This window comes from Nocardioides albus (assembly GCF_014648255.1).
In the GTDB taxonomy this organism is placed as follows: domain Bacteria; phylum Actinomycetota; class Actinomycetes; order Propionibacteriales; family Nocardioidaceae; genus Nocardioides; species Nocardioides albus.
The window spans coordinates 191,090-209,071 of record NZ_BMQT01000010.1; the positions used below are offsets into that span (position 1 = coordinate 191,090).

Annotated in this window: 13 protein-coding genes and 1 riboswitch; of the genes, 4 read left to right on the top strand and 9 right to left on the bottom strand. The window is 68.6% G+C overall.

Annotated features, from left to right (window positions below; all coding sequences use genetic code 11):
- Positions 1 to 26: 26 nt before the first annotated feature.
- The 6 genes from IEY84_RS21095 to IEY84_RS21120 form a co-directional block, all read right to left on the bottom strand.
- Positions 27 to 1,346 carry an aminotransferase class V-fold PLP-dependent enzyme gene (locus IEY84_RS21095; protein WP_183548493.1) on the bottom strand — a complete coding sequence of 440 codons (1,320 nt, stop codon included), beginning with the start codon at positions 1,344 to 1,346 and terminating at the stop codon, positions 27 to 29.
- Positions 1,347 to 1,390: 44 nt separating this feature from the next.
- Positions 1,391 to 1,504: riboswitch (SAM riboswitch) on the bottom strand.
- A 92-nt stretch (positions 1,505 to 1,596) separates the two neighbouring features.
- Positions 1,597 to 3,945, bottom strand: a complete 2,349-nt coding sequence (locus IEY84_RS21100) for a transglycosylase domain-containing protein (protein WP_229788901.1) — start codon at positions 3,943 to 3,945, stop codon at positions 1,597 to 1,599.
- A 221-nt stretch (positions 3,946 to 4,166) separates the two neighbouring features.
- Positions 4,167 to 5,264, bottom strand: coding sequence for a serine/threonine-protein kinase (locus tag IEY84_RS21105; RefSeq protein ID WP_183548495.1), 1,098 nt, complete (start codon positions 5,262 to 5,264; stop codon positions 4,167 to 4,169).
- 217 nt (positions 5,265 to 5,481) lie between these two features.
- Positions 5,482 to 7,632 carry a catalase/peroxidase HPI gene (katG, locus tag IEY84_RS21110; protein ID WP_183548497.1) on the bottom strand — a complete coding sequence of 717 codons (2,151 nt, stop codon included), beginning with the start codon at positions 7,630 to 7,632 and terminating at the stop codon, positions 5,482 to 5,484.
- A gap of 25 nt (positions 7,633 to 7,657) precedes the next feature.
- Entirely contained in the window at positions 7,658 to 8,089 is a 432-nt protein-coding gene (locus IEY84_RS21115; protein ID WP_229788902.1) for a Fur family transcriptional regulator, read from the bottom strand.
- Positions 8,090 to 8,120: 31 nt separating this feature from the next.
- A complete protein-coding gene (locus IEY84_RS21120; protein ID WP_183548499.1) occupies positions 8,121 to 9,317 on the bottom strand; it encodes an MFS transporter in 1,197 nt (398 codons plus the stop codon).
- Positions 9,318 to 9,946: 629 nt separating this feature from the next.
- On the opposite strand from IEY84_RS21120, the gene IEY84_RS21125 reads away from it, so the two are divergent.
- On the top strand, positions 9,947 to 11,221 hold the full coding sequence (locus IEY84_RS21125; protein WP_183548501.1) for an HNH endonuclease signature motif containing protein: 1,275 nt from the start codon (positions 9,947 to 9,949) through the stop codon (positions 11,219 to 11,221).
- A gap of 91 nt (positions 11,222 to 11,312) precedes the next feature.
- Here IEY84_RS21125 and IEY84_RS21130 read toward each other — a convergent pair whose 3' ends face one another.
- The gene (locus IEY84_RS21130) at positions 11,313 to 12,278 is read right to left on the bottom strand and encodes a GlxA family transcriptional regulator (protein ID WP_183548503.1); all 966 of its coding nucleotides are present in this window, start codon (positions 12,276 to 12,278) and stop codon (positions 11,313 to 11,315) included.
- A 56-nt stretch (positions 12,279 to 12,334) separates the two neighbouring features.
- Here IEY84_RS21130 and IEY84_RS21135 point away from each other — a divergent pair, with 56 nt between their 5' ends.
- Entirely contained in the window at positions 12,335 to 12,721 is a 387-nt protein-coding gene (locus tag IEY84_RS21135) for a cupin domain-containing protein (protein ID WP_221209081.1), read from the top strand.
- 21 nt (positions 12,722 to 12,742) lie between these two features.
- Here the strand turns inward: IEY84_RS21135 and IEY84_RS21140 are convergent, their stop codons facing one another.
- Together IEY84_RS21140 and IEY84_RS21145 are read right to left on the bottom strand one after the other, a co-directional pair.
- The gene (locus IEY84_RS21140; RefSeq protein ID WP_183548507.1) at positions 12,743 to 14,200 is read right to left on the bottom strand and encodes a protein kinase domain-containing protein; all 1,458 of its coding nucleotides are present in this window, start codon (positions 14,198 to 14,200) and stop codon (positions 12,743 to 12,745) included.
- Positions 14,201 to 14,208: 8 nt separating this feature from the next.
- Positions 14,209 to 15,309, bottom strand: coding sequence for a hypothetical protein (locus IEY84_RS21145; protein WP_183548509.1), 1,101 nt, complete (start codon positions 15,307 to 15,309; stop codon positions 14,209 to 14,211).
- Positions 15,310 to 15,386: 77 nt separating this feature from the next.
- Between IEY84_RS21145 and IEY84_RS21150 the strand changes: the two genes are divergently transcribed.
- Together IEY84_RS21150 and IEY84_RS21155 are read left to right on the top strand one after the other, a co-directional pair.
- Positions 15,387 to 16,253: an oxygenase MpaB family protein gene (locus IEY84_RS21150; RefSeq protein WP_183548511.1), complete on the top strand. Its 867-nt coding sequence runs from the start codon at positions 15,387 to 15,389 to the stop codon at positions 16,251 to 16,253.
- Positions 16,254 to 16,339: 86 nt separating this feature from the next.
- On the top strand, positions 16,340 to 17,962 hold the full coding sequence (locus IEY84_RS21155; protein ID WP_183548513.1) for an alkaline phosphatase D family protein: 1,623 nt from the start codon (positions 16,340 to 16,342) through the stop codon (positions 17,960 to 17,962).
- Positions 17,963 to 17,982 lie beyond the last annotated feature (20 nt).

The window sequence follows — 17,982 nt, forward strand, 5'->3', positions numbered from 1 at the left end:
CTACCTGACGCCTCGGCAGGGGGCGGTCAGACGGCGGCGCCGCAGGACCCGGCGGTGTCGGCCAAGCGGGTCAGACCGACCGGTCCGACGAGCGGGCGCGGGTCCTCGGCGAGCGTCCAGGCGCCGTCGACGAGGACGTAGTCGCCCCGGACGTCACCCTCGAGAAGAGAACGTACGCCGGCCACCAGCCGGTCCACGTCGGCGACCGAGGTGCCGATGCCGATGCTCGCGCGGACCGCGCCGCCGGTGAGCCCGAGGCGCTTGAGGAGCGGCTGGGCACAGAACCGGCCGTCGCGTACGCCCAGGCCGTGCTCGGCGGAGAGATAGGCCGCCACCCGACCGGGCTCGATGCCGTCGACCGTGAACGTCACCACCCCGACCGGCTCCTCGGAATCGGGCCAGAGCCGTAGGACGTCGATACCGGAGAGCGCGGACAGACCGGCCACCAGACGCCCCCGCAGCGACGCCTCGTGGCGGTCCAGCTCGGCGGGATCGAGGCCGCCGAGGGTCGTACAGGCAGCGGCCAGTGCGGCGGCGCCGATGACGTTCGGCGAGCCACCCTCGTGGCGGGCGGGGGCGGGCTGCCACGAGGTCTCCCCCACCTCGACATCATCGACCGCCCCTCCCCCGGCGAGGTAGGGCGTGCCGACGTCGAGCCAGTCACGGCGCCCGACCAGGGCACCCGCGCCGTACGGGGCATAGAGCTTGTGGCCGGAGAACGCGACGTAGTCGGCACCCGTCGCGGCCAGCGAGAAGCGCCGGTGGGCGAGCAGCTGGGCACCGTCGACGAAGACGCGGGCGCCGTGGGCGTGGGCGAGGGTGACGATCTCGCCGACCGGAAGCGCCTCGCCGGTGACGTTCGAGGCTCCGGTGACGGCCACCAGCGCGAAGTCGCCTCGGACCAGCTCCCTCGCGAGGGCATCGATGGTGCCGGCAAGGGTCTCGCGGCCGGTGACCACGGTCACGCCGGCCTCGACGCGGTGCCACGGCAGCAGGTTGGCGTGGTGCTCGATGTCGAGGACGAGCGCCCGGCCGGGTACGCAGCCGGCCAGCAGGTTCACCGCGTCGGTGGTGTTGCGGGTGATGACGCTGACGTCGTCCTCGCGGGCGCCGACATAGGCGCCGATGGTCGCGCGCGACTCCTCGTAGAGGGCGGTCGAGACCTGGGACAGGTAACCGGCACCACGATGCACCGAGGCGTACCAGGGCAGGACCTCGGCCACCCGGTCGGCGACGCTCTGCAGCGCCGGCGCCGACGCCGCGACGTCGAGGTTCGCGTACGTCGTGGTGCTGCCGTCCAGCAACGGGACCTGGGTGGTCGAACCGACGAGCGGAAGCAGGGACATGGGGGCACCCTTCGGGTCATGACTTCCCCAGGGCTGCCCGGCGAAGTACGCGCTTGCCCACGCCACCTCGGCGAGGGCCTGGTCGTCACCCGGAGCACCCCACCGCGTAGGAGGGTTGCCCGCCAGCAAGCCGGGGCTTCGCGCTGGCAGTCGTGACCGTGCCCAAAGCGTGCCGGAGACAGTCCCCTCCTGCCAAATCCGATCTCATTAAATGGACGCGTATCTCATATGACAGACAGATGCAGTCGGGTCAGTCGTCGTGCTTCCTGCGGTCGTCGCGGCCCTTGTCATCGCCACAGGCGCCGAAGAACTCAGCGATGGGGTCGCACTCCTTGTCCTCCTCCGGCGGCGGCGGAGGAGCGATCAGCTGCTCCTCGTGACCGGACTCGGGATCCTGCCCGTCGACATAGACCGGCTCGGGGAAGCTCTCGGCCTCCTTGCCCTCCATGGCCTTCGCCATGATCGCCGCCCAGGTCTCGGTCGGATAGTCGGCGCCGAAATAGGACGGCATCCAGCCGCCGTCGAGCTTCCCCTCGCCGTTGCCGCGCGAGTAGCGGACGGCGGTGGCGACCTGCGGAGTGAACCCGGCGAACCACGACGTGCACACATGCTGCGACCCACCACAGGTGGCGGTGCCGGTCTTGCCGGCCACGGGATGACCGATGCTCTGGGCCTTCTGGCCCGAGCCGCTCTGCACCACACCCTGCATCGCATACGTCACGTCGGCAGCGATGTCCTCGGACATCGCGTGCCGGCCGTTCTTCGTGCCGTTCCAGCTGTAGAGGACGTTGCCGGCCCGGTCGCGCACCTTCTTCACCACGTGCACGTCGTGGCGATAGCCGCCGTTGGCGATCGTGGCGTAGGCGTTGGCCAGGTTGATCGGGCTGACGTTGGCCCGGCCGAGCGCGATCCGGTCGTCGGTCTTGTGGTCGAAGTCGGTGGTGGTGCTGGGGATGCCCGGGAACTTCGGGTTCGGCTTCGCCGGTGCGAGACCGGCAGCGACCGCGGTGTCGTAGATCGCCTTGCGGCCCGCCTGGGGGCCTCCCATCGACTCGGTCATGTCGATGTAGGCCGTGTTCACCGACTGCTCCATCGCCTTGAGCATGGTGATGTGCTGGCCGTAGTCCATGCCGTCGGCGACCCCGGCCTGCTCGCCCTCGTTGACCACCTCGGAGCCCGCGTAGGTCGTGAACGGCGAGTCACCCGCCCAGGTCGACTTCAGCGAGTAGCCCTTCTCGATCGCGGCGGCGGTGGCGAAGACCTTCATCGTCGACCCCGCGTGACCGCCGGTCGCGGCCCAGTTGTGCTGGCTGTCGAGATAGTCCTGGCCGCCGTAGAAGCCGAGCAGCGCACCGGACTCGACGTCGACCGACGCCGTCGCCACGTGCAGGGCGTTCTTCTGCTCGGGGTCGCCCGGGACGTACGCCTTCCGGTTCTTCGGCTTCACGGTCTTGGCGGCGCTCGCCGACGCCTTCATCACCTTCGGCGAGAGCGTCGCGGTGATCCTCAGGCCGCCGCTGTCGATCTTCTCCTCGGTGAACAGCGGCTTGCCGTCGGCGCCCTTCAGGCCGAGCAGCTCGGCCTTGATCATGGTCAGCGCGTGGCCGCGCTGGCCGCCCAGCCGGCTCGGCACCGTCTTCGCGGGGAACTTCGGCAGCGCGTCCTTCACCTTGTCGGCCTCAACCTGTTTCAGATAGCCGAGGGCGACCATGCCGGAGAGGACGTACTGGTAGCGGCCGAGCAGCTTCTCCTCGCCGCGGAACTTGGAGCTGGCAGGGTCGAAGCCGGCCGGGTTGTTGAGGATCGCCGCCAACGCCGCCGTGTCCGACAACGACAGGTCCTTCGTGGGCTTTGCGAAATAGGCCTTCGCCGCAGCCTCGATGCCGTAGGCACCGCGGTTGAAGTAGATCGTGTTGAGGTAGTCGGTGAGGATCTGGTCCTTGCTCTTCTGCCTGGTCAGCTTCAGAGCGATGACCGCTTCCTTCAGCTTGCGCGAGTAGGACCGCTCGGCGCTCAGGTAGTAGTTCTTGACGTACTGCTGGGTGATCGTGGACGCGCCGCCCGAGGTGCCCTCGGTGGTGTTCGAGAAGGCGGCTCGCAGGATGCCCTTGACGTCGACGCCGCTGTTCTCGTAGAACGTACGGTCCTCGGCTGCGACCACGGCGTGCTTGACCATCTCCGGGATCTCGTCTGCCTCGAGCTTGATCCGGTTCTGGTCGCCGTCCTGGTAGCGGCCGAGCTCGGTCTTGCCGTTGCTGTAGTAGACGAACGAGGTCTCGACCTCGAACTCGGCGTTGGGGTCCGGCACCTGGATCCGGTTGTACGCCACGATCGCCGTCACCGACCCGATCAGCGCGAGCGCCAGGAAACCGACCAGCGCCACCTTCGCCGAGAGCTTTGCCCAGCGCCGCCAGGTCGCCGACTTTGGGCCCTTCGATCCCGAGCTCCCCGATTCGGATCGCTTGGCCGCAGCGTCGCGGGCCTCGGCCAGCTTCTCGGCCGCCCAGACCTTGGCGGGCTCGACCTTGGCGAACCAGGCCCGAGCCGCGGACGGCTTGGGCTCCGCACGGCGCGCTCCCGGCCTGCTGGCGGTTGTCACCGGCGACGAACCGGACGATGGCGGGCCGGCCGGGATCCGAGGGGCAGGAGGTGGTGGCGGCCGCCACGACGGTGGTGGCCCGGTGGGACCGTTCGGACGCTCTGCGCTCCGCTGTTCCATGGCTCCCACTCGAGATCGACGTCAGATTCCCTCCCGCGTATCGCGAGAGGCCCGAGACGGCGGCCGTTGATCCTACCGGGGCCGGTATGCCGGGAACAGGGCTACCCACCAAGAGGGGCCATCGTGCCGCCCCTCGGGTCGTCGTCGGGCGGCTCGGCGTCGCTCGGCTCTCCCGGCTCGAGCGCGGCCAGCAGCACCAGGAACACCACCACCATGGCCGTTGCCGCGATCACGAGGCGCGGATGCACGCTTCGCTCGAAGCCGTGCGCCCGCAGCGGAGCGGGTAGCCGGGCTCGGGCCGGAGCCTTGGGTACGACCGGGCGTACGTCCTGGGGCGAACGCCAGACGACGGTCGCCGGCCCCCGGCCGGCGTGAATGTCGTGCAGCGCCTGACGAACGTGGGCCATGGTCGGGCGCTGCTCGGGGTCTCGCACCAGCATCGTCGCGATCAGCCCATCGAGCGGTCCGGGGACGTCGACGAGCTCACTGACACGAGGAGCGTTGGCGTTGAGCCTCTGCACGACCAGCTCCAGCCGGCTCTCACCCAGGAACACCCAGCGTCCGGTGAGCATCTCGAAGAGTACGCATCCGAGGCTGTAGACGTCGCTGGCCCGATCGACCACACCGCCGGCGGCCTGCTCGGGAGACATGTACGCAGCAGTGCCCACCGCCTGGCCGGCGGCGGTGAGGCGCCTGTCGGTCACGCCGAGACGCCAGGCGACCCCGAAATCGAGGACCTTGAGCCGTCCCTGGGAGTCGAACATGAGGTTGGCCGGCTTGATGTCGCGGTGCACGATCCCGGCCCGGTGTGCGGCAGCCAGCCCGGCGGCGACCTGGTCACCGATCTGCACGGACGTACGGACATCGAGACGCCGATGCCGGGCGAGCCGCTGGTAGAGACTCGGCCCGACGAGCAGCTCCATCACCAGATAGAGCACGTCACGGTCGGGGCACCCACCGACGCCGGCGTCGTAGACCTTGGCGACGTGGTCGTGGTCGATGCACGCCTGGGCGCGCGCTTCGAGCATGAACCTGGCGACGGTCTCATCGTCGCCTCTGTCGAGCAGTTTGATCGCAACCGATCGCTGCAGGAGCTCGTCTCGACCGCGCCAGACCTCGCCCATCCCACCGCTGCCGAGCGGCTCGATGAGTAGGTAGCGGTCGGCGATCACCTGCTGTCTTATGGCGCCCTCTGCCACGGCGGTCTCCCTCACCCGAGTGCCTCGCCAGGGCGAACAAGTATGTGTAGGGCGCCGTTGACGCGGCAACTTCAATTGAGCGAGTCCAGCGAAACCGTGACAAAGGTCCCAGAGCATCCGGATCAAGAAGTCGAGGGCCGTGCCGGGTCGGACAGAGGGCCGGGGCCGATCTCCTACGAGATCGGCCCCGGCGACGTACTGCCTCAGATCCTGGGGATCAGCGCTTCAGGTCGAAGCGGTCGTTCTCCATGACCTTGACCCACGCCTTGACGAAGTCGTTGACGAACTTCTCCTTGGCGTCGGAGCCGGCGTAGAGCTCGGCGATGGCACGGAGCTCGGAGTTGGCACCGAAGACCAGGTCGACTCGCGAACCGGTCCAGCCGTTGGTGCTGGTGTAGGTCGTCTCGTCGGCGGACGGGGTCCACTGCTGGTCGTAGTCGAGCAGGTTGACGAAGAAGTCGTTCGTCAGCGCGCCCGGGGTCTTGGTGAAGACACCGAGGTCGGAGCCGTCCCAGTTGTTGCCGATCACGCGCAGGCCACCGGTGAGGACGGTCGCCTCGGGGGCGGAGAGGCCCAGGAGGTTGGCGCGGTCGATGAACAGGAACTCGCTCGGCAGGTTGAGGAAGCCGGAGTCGTAGTTGCGGAAGCCGTCGGCCACCGGCTCGAGCCAGGCGAAGTTCTCCTCGGAGGTCTGCTCCTGGGTGGCGTCGACGCGACCGGCCGTGAACGGCATGGTCAGGTCGTAGCCGGCAGCCTTCGCGGCCTGCTCGACACCCACGCCACCGGCGAGGACGAGTACGTCGGCGAAGGAGACCCCGGTCTCGGCCGCGATCTGCTCATAGGCCGCGATGACCGGCTTGAGCTCGTCGGGCTGGTTGACCTTCCAGGAGACCTGCGGCTCGAGGCGGATACGACCACCGTTGGCGCCACCACGCTTGTCGGAGCTGCGGAAGGTCGCCGCAGCCTTCCAGGCGGTGGAGACGAGCTGCTGAGCGGTCAGACCGGATTCGGCGATCGCCTTCTTGGCAGCCGCGATCGAAGCGTCGTCGGTCGCAGCCGAACCGTTGGGCAGCGGGTCCTGCCAGTCGAGGTCCTCGGCCGGGACCTCGGGGCCGGCGTAGCGGCTCTTCGGGCCCATGTCGCGGTGGGTCAGCTTGAACCACGCGCGGGCGAAGGCCTCGGAGAAGGCCTCCTGGTCGTCCTTGAAACGGCGCGAGATCGCGTCGAACTCCGGGTCCACGCGCAGGGCGAGGTCGGAGGTGAGCATGCGCGGCTCGCGCTTGCCGTCACCGTGGGCCTCGGGCACCAGGTCGGCGCCGCCGTTGTTCTTCGGCTTCCACTGCTTGGCGCCGGCCGGGGACTCGGTGAGCTCCCAGTCGTAGGCGTAGAGAATGTGGAAGAACTCGTTGTCCCAACGGGTCGGGTGGTAGGTCCAGGTGACCTCCAGGCCCGAGGTGACCGCGTCGGCGCCGACACCGGTGCCGTGGCCGTTCTTCCAGCCGAGGCCCTGGTTCTCCAGCGGCGCGGCCTCCGGGTCGGGGCCGATCAGGTCGTCGGGGTGGGCACCGTGGGTCTTGCCGAAGGTGTGGCCACCGGCGATGAGGGCGACGGTCTCCTCGGAGTCCATCCCCATCCGGCGGAAGGTCTCCTTGATGTCCACCGCGGACTTCATCGGGTCGGGCTCACCGTTGGGGCCCTCCGGGTTGACGTAGATCAGACCCATCTGGACGGCGGCCAGCGGCGCCTGCAGGTCGCGGTCACCGGTGTAGCGCTCGTCGTCGAGCCAGACCTTCTCCGGGCCCCAGTAGACGTCGTCGTCGGCCTCCCACACGTCCTCGCGGCCACCGGAGTAGCCGAAGGTCTTCAGACCCATGGTCTCCAGCGCGACGTTGCCGACCAGCACGAACAGGTCGGCCCAGGAGAGCGCCTGACCGTACTTGGCCTTGACCGGCCACAGCAGGCGACGGCCCTTGTCGAGGGAGACGTTGTCGGGCCAGGAGTTGAGCGGCGCGAAGCGCTGCTGACCGCTGCCGGCGCCACCGCGGCCGTCGTGGCTGCGGTAGGTGCCCGCGGCGTGCCACGCCAGCCGGATCATGAACGGGCCGTAGTTGCCGAAGTCGGCCGGCCACCAGTCCTTGGAGTCGGTCAGGACCGCGGCGATGTCAGCCTTGACGGCGTCCAGGTCGAGGGCCTCGAAGGCCGTCTTGTAGTCGAAGTCAGGGTCGACCGGGTTGGCCGCGGGGTGATGCTTGGCCAAGATCTTCAGGTTGAGCTTGTTGGGCCACCATTCCTGGTTGGCGCTGCCGACGGTCGGGTGAACGCGGCCGGCGTTCATGACCGGGCACTTGCTCACGGACTCTTCAGACATCAGGTTCCAATCCTTCTTGTTCGGATCACTTGCTGCGCTGGGCGGCCTGGCACTGCGGACAGGTGCCCCAGTAGATGACCTCGGCCTCGTCGACGACGAAGCCGTTGTCGTCCGATGCCGTCAGGCAGGGCGCATGGCCGACGGCGCAGTCGACGTCGGCGATGTTCCCGCAGGAACGGCAGACCACGTGATGGTGGTTGTCCCCGACCCGGGCCTCATAACGAGCCACCGAGCCGGAGGGCTGGATGCGGCGTACGATCCCGGCGGCCGAGAGGGCCGCGAGGGAGTCGTAGACAGCTTGGTGGGATACGTCCGGAAGCCGTTCGCGCACCGCTCCGAGAATGGTTTCGGTGTCGGCGTGCGCGTTCTCGGTGACGGCCCCCAGAACGGCCACTCGCGGGCGAGTGACGCGCAGGGAGGCACCTCTCAGCAGCTGTTCGTAGTCCGCGTTCCCCACGACCCAGAGCCTACGCGAAATCTTGAATGAGTCAAGAAACGGGAGTGGACTTTTCGGTACGGGTCGCGCGGTCTTCACCGGCCGCGAAGCGGCCGGCCATCAGCGGGATCAGAACGGCGACTGCGAGCGGGATGACGAACATCGAGCGTTCGCCGAAGACCTCTGCGACCGCGGCGATCAACGAGGCGGCGGCGAGATAGCCAGCGTAGTTGGCGAGATTGACGCGTGCGATCGCGTCCTCGGCATTGTCCGGGGAGATGTGGGCGGCGGCGACGAAGGACTGCGGCGGGACCATCGCCAGGCTGCCGCCGAGGACGGCGAAGCCGACGGCGGCCACGCTCCAGTGCGGCGCGACGACGATCAGCACCAGGGCGCCGACACCGATGACGCCGCCGGTCCGGATCACCCGCTCTGCGCCGAAGCGGGCGACGAGGCGGTCTCCGGGGAGACGTACGGCCAGGAGGACCAGCTGGTAGGCGGCATAGATCGCGGGCGCGACCGCCGCGGCGGCACCCAGACCGTCGACGACGTAGATCCCGCCCCAGGCAGAGGCCGCTGAGTCGACGAACCACATCGCGAACGTCGGCACCGCGACCAGCAGGAGCGGCAGCATCGGCAGCGCGGGCCTCGGTCGCTGCGTACTGCTGTCTCGCTTCTCGACCGCGTCGACCGCTTCCGGCGGCAGCAGGAGTCGGAACGTGGCCACGTTGGCGACCAGGCCGATGACGGCGATGGGGACCATGTCCAGACCCAGAGGTACGCCGAGGGCGATCGTCACGGTTGCGTAGACGGCGCCTAGGACGGCCGCCGCGCTCCACATCGCGTGGAAGCCGTTCATCAGCGGGCGGCCGTACGCGTCCTGGGTGGCCGTGCCCTGCATGTTCATGGACGCGTCGACGCCGCCGAGGAAGAACCCGTAGACGCCGTTGAGGACCAGCAGGGTCACCATCGTCGGCGCGAACGCGGGTGCGACCGCGGCCAGCGAGGCCCCGCCTAGCATCAACGAGAGTGTCGCCGCGCTGCCGACCCGGTTGGCGAGGTGACCAGCGGTGAGGCTGCCGACCGCGCCGACCGCGGTGGTCACCCCGAGCACGACGAACACGTCGCCGGCGCTGAGGTCGAGCTTGGTCGCGATCGACTCCAGCCTGGTGATCAGCGACGCGAAAGTCAGTCCCTGGATCGCGAAGGCGACGAAGACCGCCGTTCTGGCGAGCTGGAGTCGGGTCATCGGCGCATCCTTCGTTCGGGTTGCGCGAAGTCTGCACCTTGGGGTGTGGGGTGCGCATCTGTTTCGGTGGGGTTCTGTGGCCGGGGGCTTGTCGTCGAGCCCCCTGCCACCGCTGGTCGAGCCCCCTGCCACCGCTGGTCGAGCCCCCTGCCACCGCTGGTCGAGCCCCCTGCCACCGCTGGTCGAGCCGCCGGAGCCGCTAGGCGGAGGCGTGTCGAGACCAACACGGTTCCCTGCCTGGAGCGTTTTCGCGAAGGCTGGCCAGGGCCGCCGACCCGGCTTTGAGGGTCTTCTCGACATGGCCCGGAGTAAAGGACGGCCTTCGGCCGCCGGCTTCGCCGGTCGCCTTCGGCGATCCTTGACACCGAACCATGTCGAGAAAATATTTGGCTGGCTATCGGGGCGGCGGCCGGGGTGTGGCGCAGCGGATTCTTGCTTCGGGACGGTGGTGTTTGGTGGGGTGGAGGGTGGCCCTTCGGGCCACTTACCATCCACAGGTTTAAGGGCCGTTCGCTCACCGCGAAAAAGGGGTTTGACCTGCCCAAATAGGTGTTCACAGCCGTGGACAAAGAGTAGAATCAGACCCATCACGACACGCCTCCGAACACACTCGGAAAGGAGGGGCAGCGATGAGTCTCGACGGCAATATCGACCACTGGGGAACCAACCCCGGCGACGCACTCAACGCTGCTCTTGCCGCCATCGAAACCTCCCTGGCCGAGATGCTCGCCATGGACCCCACCTACTGGCGCACCAGCCAGAAGAAGGACTACCTGGTCAGGGTGGAGAAACTGCAGGCCCAACAGGCTGCGTTGACGCTGCGGGTGCTGGCTGCCTCGGGGGACATTGCCGCCGAGACCGGCGACAAGGATGCTTCCGCGTGGATGCGCGCCGAGCTGCTGGTCGACAAAAGCATCGCGAGGTCCCAGATCAAGTTGGCCGCTGCGGTGGAGAAGTATGAGTTGGTCGCCGCCGGTCTCGCGAGCGGTGAGGTTGCCGAAGCGAAAGCCCGAGTGATCACCCGCGCACTCGACAAGATCGACACTGACCCTGTCGCCACCCGCGAAGACCTCGTCCTGGCCGAGAAGCTGCTGGTCGATTGCGCCACCCAGATGACCGCCAACGAACTCCGCATCGTCGGCAGACGCATCCTCGCTGAGGTCGACCCGGCCCGGTTCGAAGAGGCCGAAGCCAAAGCACTCCTCGCTGAAGAGGAGCGTGCCCAGCAGAAGACCGCCCTGCGGGTGTGGGACAACCACGACGGGACCATCGGGTTCGACGGTGTGCTCCCGGTGTCGATCGGGATGAGGTTCAAGCGGCAGGTCGAGGCCTGGGCCCAACCCCGCAAGCAGCAGCTCGTCGAGAAAGGGGCGCCCCTGCCCTCGTGGGAGCGACTCATGGGCCAGGGCTTCGCCCGCCTGATCGAGACCAACGACCCCGCTGGCCTGCCCAGACACGGTGGCGACGCGACCGTGGTCAACGTGGTGATCAGTCTCGAGGAGCTCCGCAAGGAGCTCGGGACCGCGATCTTGGGGTTCGACGAGACCAACGGCACCACCATCACCGCAGCAGAGGCCCGTCGGATGGCGTGCAACGCCACAATCATCCCGTGGGTGTTGGGCGGGGACAGCGTGGTGCTGGATGCTGGCCGGGAGAGCAGGATCTTCCAGCCGATCCAGCGCAAAGCACTCCGGCTCCAACAGAAGTGCTGCCAGGCCGAAGGGTGTGACATGCCACCCGAGTGGTGCGATGCGCACCATCTAGACCCATGGGCGGCCGGCGGCAAGACAAACCTGAAAGACGGGGTCCTGTTGTGTCCCCATCATCACCGCCTGGCGCACGCTCCCGGATATACGCACGAGCGGCTACCCGACGGCACCGTCCGGTTCACCCGTCGTCCCTAGACCGACCGCGATCAGCCCGTCGCCATAGACGGGGACATCACCGCCCGCTAATCAGCTTCGGTCAACACCGGAGCCGCTCCCCCGTGTCTGCTCAAACCGCGAAGGCACGTCGGTAGGCAGTCGGGGTCAAGCCTGTTTGGATGGCCAGGCGCTCGCGGAGGTTGGCAGCGGTCCCGAGGCCGCTCTGGTGCGCGACCTGGTCGACGGCTAGGTCGGTCTGCTCGAGAAGTCGGCGGGCGTGCTCGACGCGGACGGCGGTGAGCCATTGGTTCGGGGTGCAGCCGAGCTCGTTGCGGAATCGTCGGTGGAGGGTTGCCGGGCTCATCGCGGCTCGCGCGGCTATGTCTGCGACCGTGATGGGGTTCGTCGCTTGGTGCTCGGCCCAGACGAGTGCCGCGGCGAGGGGGCTCTCGGTCTCCTTGGGGAGAGGGCGTTCGATGAACTGTCGTTGCCCGCCGGGGCGGTGACCTGGGAACACGAGTCGGCGCGCGACGATCGAACCTACCTCGGCGCCGTGGTCGCGGCGTACGACGTGGAGTGCGAGGTCGAGGGCGGCTGCGCTGCCGGCGGAGGTGAGGATGTCGCCGTCGTCGACGAAGAGGACTGCGTCGTCGACGCGGACGCGTGGGTATCGGGCTCGGAACTCCTCGGCCCACTGCCAGTGCACTGTGACGCGGCGCCCGTCCAGGATGCCTGCTTCGGCGAGGGTGAACGCGCCGCTGCACATGCCGATCATTCGTGCTCCGCGGTCGTGGGCGTGGGCGATCGCGTCGAGCACCTCGCGGTGATGGGGCACGGCCGTGTTGGGGCGGTTGGGGACGATCACCGTGTCGGCCTGATCCAGCATCGACAGGCCCGCGATATCGGTCATCGCGAAGAAGCGCTGTCGCATCGACACCTTCGACTCGCGTGCGCACATCTGCAAGTTGTAGAGCGGGCCGCCGACTTCTGGTCTGTCGATGCCGAGAACTTCGGTCAGGCACGCCAGCTCGAACGGGTTCGAGCCTTCGTCGACAAGGGCGACGACAGAGTGCAGGTGCGAGGAATCTTGCGACATATGCCATTCCTTGCACTGTTCGAGCGGCCACCGCAAGTTCGAAGATCGGAGTCATGATGAACCCGAGCACGAACATCGACTCCGTCCTGGCGTCCTTCGAGGAGCGCTGGAGTCCACGGATCCTCACCCGAGTCAACGAATACGACGTACGCCTGGCCAAGATCGAGGGCCGCTTCGTCTGGCACTCCCACCCCGACACCGACGAGCTCTTCATTGTGCTCGACGGCAGTCTCGACATCCACCTTCGAGAGTCCGGGGAGGAGACCACCGTGCATCTCGCGCGGCACGACGTCTTCGTCGTCCCGCGCGGGATCGAGCACTGCCCTGAATCGTCAGGCGGCGCGGCCGTGATGCTGCTCGAACCGACCGGGACGCTCAGCACCGGTGACTACGACGGCGCGATCCCGGCCCACATCGACTCGACGACCGGGGTCGAGGTCTGAGCAGAGGGCCGGTCAATACACCTAGTGCTGCTTGAGCAGGCCGTCGAGGATCTTCTCGCCGTCCTTGCTGTCGCCCTTGCCCAGACTGTCGAACTCATCGCGGAGCTGCTCCATCTCGCGCTTGGCGCTCTCGCCCTTCTCGACGAGGTCGCGAATGCCTTGGATCTGGTCCTCCCACTCCTGCGACTGACCTGCGTCGATGATGTTCCAGCTCTCCAGGTTCTCGCGCCAGCGGTCGAGTTTGTCGAGGCGGTTGAGAGTCTTGTTGTCGGACTTGTCGGACTTGTCGGCGTTCCGGTCGGCGGACTTGTCCGCGCCCTCGGAGCCGGAGTCGGAGTCGGAGCTGTTGTCGACGCTGTTGGAGCTGTCGGAGCTCTCGGCCGGCTGGTCAGCCTCGGCAGGCGCGGGCTCGTAGGCGGCCAGCCACGACGCGGCGAAGACACACGCGATCACGATCGCGATCGCACCGAGGAGTCGGCCGGTGGGGAAGCTCCGCAGCGACCGCGGGCGCGGGCCGCGTACGGGAGGCGGGGTGCTGGGACCGGACAGGACGCCGGTGCGGGAGTTGGCCAGCGCCATCGGCTCGTCGAGCGGCCGCGGGGCCATCGCCTGGGTCGTACGCGGGGACTGGCCGGCCGACAGACGGTCGGTGGCGTCGGGGTCGGCGCCGTTGAGTACGTAGCCGAGCTCGTGCGCAACCTGGTCCATCGAGGGCCGAGCAGCCGGATTCTTGTCGAGCATCCGGGTGACCAGGCGCGCCAGCGGCGGGGGTACGGCCCGGAAATCGGTGATCCGCGGCACCGGCTCGCTCAGGTGCATGTGCAGGATCCGGACCGGGTGCGGCGCCGAGTAGGGCACCTTCCCGGTGAGCATCTCGAAGAGCACGCAGCCCAGCGAGTAGACGTCGGCAGGCGGGCCGACGGGGTCGCCGGAGGCCTGCTCGGGCGAGAGGTAGGACGGGCTCCCGATCACGTGGCCGGTCTGGGTGAGCCCGGCGTCGACCCCTGTCATGGCGTACGCGATGCCGAAGTCGAGCACGGTCAGCCGGCCGTCGCCGTCGAACATCAGGTTCGCCGGTTTGATGTCACGATGCACCACCCCAGCCCGGTGCGCGGCACCGAGGGCGCCGGCGACCTGGCGGGCGTACTCGACGGCCGTGTCGATCGGCAACGCGCCCCGCTGCGCGATCGGCTCGGCCAGGGTCGGTCCGGGCAGCAGCTCCATGACCAGGAAGACGTCGTTGTCGTCGCTGCCCGCGTCGAAGATCTTGACCACGTCGTCGTGGACGACCCGGGCCGTCGAGAGCGACTCACGACGGAACCGCTCGGCCATCGTGGGGTCGTCGACATCGCGCAGCAGCTTCACCGCGACGTCGCGGTCGAGGACGGTGTCGCGCGCCCGCCAGACCTCGCCCATGCCGCCGGCTCCGAGCAGAGTGAGGAGCCGGTAGCGGCCGGCGATCGGGGGAAGCTCGTCCATGACGGAAATTATGCCGGGGTCACCCAGGAGTCGAAGAGCGGGATGCCCTCCCAGGCTCCCCCACGGGCCACCGCCACCACGGCGTGGGGCCGGTCGAACCGCAGATCGATCTGCCGCACCGTCGTCTCGCGCGGGGCACCGGTGGCCGCCCGGACCATCATCCCGGTCACCGCCGCCGCCTTGAAGCCCTCACGATCGTAGGAGGCGACCGCCTTCTGTACGCAGACAGCCTCCGTGTCCGTCTCGATCGCAGCCATCACTCCGCCGGCGATCTCGGCGACCCCCGGCGCGGCGGCCAGGTCGTGACGATCCTCCGCGCTCCACTCCGGAAGGTGGCTGCGCCAGCGGTCGGCCGGAGCGCTGCCGAAGGCGGTGACCTCTCGAACCGTCCAGGCGTGGCCGGTGCCGGCATCGCCAGGGTCGAAGGTGCGGTTCTGCACCTCGCCGGCGTCGACCCGTCGGACGACCTCTTCGGCAGCCCGCCACACGTCGTCGGCGGCGACGCCGTTCGCGGCGATCACGGAGTAGACCGAGATGCCGTCCTCGCTGGGCGGACAGGCGACTGCCACAGGACCGGCGGCCTCGGTCTCCACCACCGCCTGGAACCCGCCCTCCAGCAGCAGCAACCCGTCCCCGTCGTCGTCGAGCGGCTCGCTCCAGCGCGGCGTCACCACCAGCGCCGATGCGAAGACGAGCAGGGTCCAGGGGTCGATCTCGAGAGGGAACTCCGTGATCAGCCCTCGGGTGTGCTCGTCGGCCCACGCGTCGAGCCCGGCCTGCTCCGGGAGCGGGTCGAGCATGATCGGCAGAGCCTTCGTCAGCTCCACCCCGGGGCGCAGCCAGCCGGCGACAGCGGCGCCGATCGTCGGGTGCGGTGACTCCAGCAGCGCCAGCGCGGCGGCCCGCGCGTCGGCCCGGTTCAACCCCAGGATCTCATCGGTCTCGGTCTCCGCCGCCGGCGCCAGCGAGGCGAGGAGCAGCCACAGACCTGCGTACGAGATCACCGGCGCTTCGGCGGATCCGAGAGCGGAGCGGGTGGTGGCGGCGTACGTTCGGACTGCCTTGGCGGCCGCGAGGGACAAGGGCGTCTGCGTTCCCGACTTCTCCATGCTCGAAGACATTACGGGGAGAGCCACGACAGGTGAGCCAAGTCACGATACGATTATGTATCGAGCGAGGAGGCACCATGGCCAAGGAGTCGCGCACGGCAGGGTTGGATCCGGAGACCGAATTTCAAGAGATCTCCAGGAGCCTGGGGCTCTACGAGTTCCCTTGGGACACGACTCAGTCGCTGAGCTTCGCGCTGTTCCGGACCTACGCGGTGCCCTCGATCGGCCGGCTGCTGGCCGACACGCACCAGTTCACCGAGAACACCCAGAAGCGCTACGACGACACCGCGCTGCTGATGGAGGACGCGGCGATCGAGGACCTGGACAGCCCTCGCGGTCGGGCCGCGGTGCGGCGGATCAACCAGATGCACCGGATGTACGACATCTCCAACGACGACATGCGCTACGTCCTCTCGACCTTCGTGGTGATCCCACGGCGCTGGAACCAGGAGTTCGGCTGGCGGCAGTCGACCCCCGACGAGCAGCTCGCGGCGCTGCGCTACTACCAGGCGCTCGGGAAGCGGATGGGGATCAAGGACATCCCGGCGACCTACGAGGAGTTCGAGCAGCTCCTCGACTCCTATGAGACCGAGCACTTCGGGTACGACGAGGGCGGCCGCGCCGTCGCCGACTCGACCCTCGAGCTGCTGACCACGTTCTACCCGCGACCGCTGGCGCCGCTCGTCCGAACCTTCTCGCTGTCGCTGATGGAGCCGCACCTGCTCGAGGCGTTCGGCTACGCCGAGCCGGGACGCCTCGCCCGGGCCCTGTCCCGGGCAGCATTGAAGGCCCGGGCACGTGTCGTCGCGCTCCTGCCGGCGCGGAAGAAGCCGGCGTACGTCCGCGACATGCCTCGCATCAAGAGCTACCCGCACGGGTTCAGCACCGAGGAGCTCGGCACCTTCGCGCCGGGCTGCCCGGTGCACGTGGGCACCAAGCCGTAGCCCACCCCTCCCCCGCACTTCACGAGCCCTTCACCAGGCACCGCTTCGCTGTTGTCGATAACCCCCATATCGACAGGAGCACGTCCATGCCTGGCCCCAGCACCACTCCTGATCTCCGCGGCGCCCTACGCGGTCTCGACCGCCGCCGCTTCCTGACCGTCTCGGCGGCCGCGACCGCGCTGGCCTTCACCACGGGCCTGCCGCGTACCGGCGCCTTCGCCTCCCCCGCCACCTCACCCTCGGCGATCACCTCCGACCCGTTCACCCTCGCAGTCGCCTCCGGCGACCCCCTACCCGACTCGGTGCTGCTGTGGACCCGGCTCGCGCCGCTCCCGCTGGAGCCGACCGGCGGGATGCCTCCCGCACGGTTCGACGTCTCCTGGGAGGTGGCCCGAGACTCGACGTTCAAGCGCGTCGTACGCCGCGGCACCGCCGCCGCGCACACGGAGTTCAACCACTCCGTGCACGCCGAGGTCCGCGGCCTGGACGCGGCGACCGAGTACTTCTACCGCTTCCGGGTCGGCCAGTGGATCAGCCCGGTCGGGCGGACCCGGACCGCGCCGCCGGTGGGAGCCGCGGTGTCGTCGTTCACCTTCGCCCTCGCCTCGTGCCAGCGCTACGACCAGGGCTACTACACCGCGTACGGACATCTCGCCAACGAGGACGTCGACGCGGTCTTCCACCTGGGCGACTATCTCTACGAGTACGCCGTGAACGCCTCCGCCGGCGCCCGCGCCTACAGCGAGCCGCTGCCGGCGCACCTCAACCACGAGACCGTGACACTCGATGACTACCGGGCGCGCTACGGGCTCTACAAGTCCGACCCCGACCAGATCGCCGCGCACCTGGCGCACCCGTTCATCGTCACCTGGGACGACCACGAGACCGAGAACAACTACGCCGCCGACTCCCCGGAGAACTCGGTTCCGCCGGAGCAGTTCCTGGTGCGCCGCGCGGCCGCCTACCGCGCCTACTGGGAGAACCAGCCGCTGCGCCTGCCCCAGCAGCCGTCCGGGGCGGATCTTCGTCTCTACCGACGGCTGCAGTGGGGCCGGCTGGCGCAGTTCGACATCCTCGACACCCGCCAGTACCGCACCAACCAGGCCAACGGTGACGGCTGGAAGCTGCCTTCTGCTGAGTCCGAGGCAGAGTCGATGACACTTCCGGGCTTCGAGCAGGAGAGGTGGCTGACCGACGGCTGGCGGCGTTCCCACGCGACCTGGAACGTGGTGCCGCAGCAGGTCACCTTCGCACGCCGTGACAACCCGAACGGCTCCGGTACGCGCTCGATGGACTCCTGGGACGGCTACCCGGCCTCTCGCCGGCGTGTCCTCGAGGGCTGGAAGGCGTCGGGACAGTCGAACCTGATGGTCCTGACCGGCGACGTACACGTCCACTACGGCCTGAACATCCACGACGACTTCGACGACCTGTCCTCGCCGGTGCTCGGCACCGAGGTCGTCACCAGCTCGATCACCTCGGGCGGCAACGGCGCGGAGCGTCCCGCCAACTGGGCCGCTTATCTGGAGCGCAACCCGCACATGAAGTTCTACAACGGCCTGCGGGGCTACACGACCGTCTCCCTGGGGGCTGACGGCGCCGAGATCGCCTACAAGAACGTCGCCCAGGTGACCACGCCGGGGGCACCGCTGACCGTGGGAGGCCGCTTCTTCACCGAGGCGGGCAAGCCGGGTCTGGTCGAGGCGTAGAAGCTCGGTACGACGGGGAG

Bases quoted from the DNA above. Each gene is read 5' to 3' on its own strand.
- IEY84_RS21145 (WP_183548509.1), bottom strand. From the start codon at position 15,309: ATGGAGAAGTCGGGAACGCAGACGCCCTTGTCCCTCGCGGCCGCCAAG.
- IEY84_RS21095 (WP_183548493.1), bottom strand. From the start codon at position 1,346: ATGTCCCTGCTTCCGCTCGTCGGTTCGACCACCCAGGTCCCGTTGCTG.
- IEY84_RS21125 (WP_183548501.1), top strand. From the start codon at position 9,947: ATGAGTCTCGACGGCAATATCGACCACTGGGGAACCAACCCCGGCGAC.
- IEY84_RS21150 (WP_183548511.1), top strand. From the start codon at position 15,387: ATGGCCAAGGAGTCGCGCACGGCAGGGTTGGATCCGGAGACCGAATTT.
- IEY84_RS21130 (WP_183548503.1), bottom strand. From the start codon at position 12,278: ATGTCGCAAGATTCCTCGCACCTGCACTCTGTCGTCGCCCTTGTCGAC.
- IEY84_RS21135 (WP_221209081.1), top strand. From the start codon at position 12,335: ATGAACCCGAGCACGAACATCGACTCCGTCCTGGCGTCCTTCGAGGAG.
- IEY84_RS21120 (WP_183548499.1), bottom strand. From the start codon at position 9,317: ATGACCCGACTCCAGCTCGCCAGAACGGCGGTCTTCGTCGCCTTCGCG.
- IEY84_RS21155 (WP_183548513.1), top strand. From the start codon at position 16,340: ATGCCTGGCCCCAGCACCACTCCTGATCTCCGCGGCGCCCTACGCGGT.
- katG (WP_183548497.1), bottom strand. From the start codon at position 7,632: ATGTCTGAAGAGTCCGTGAGCAAGTGCCCGGTCATGAACGCCGGCCGC.
- IEY84_RS21140 (WP_183548507.1), bottom strand. From the start codon at position 14,200: ATGGACGAGCTTCCCCCGATCGCCGGCCGCTACCGGCTCCTCACTCTG.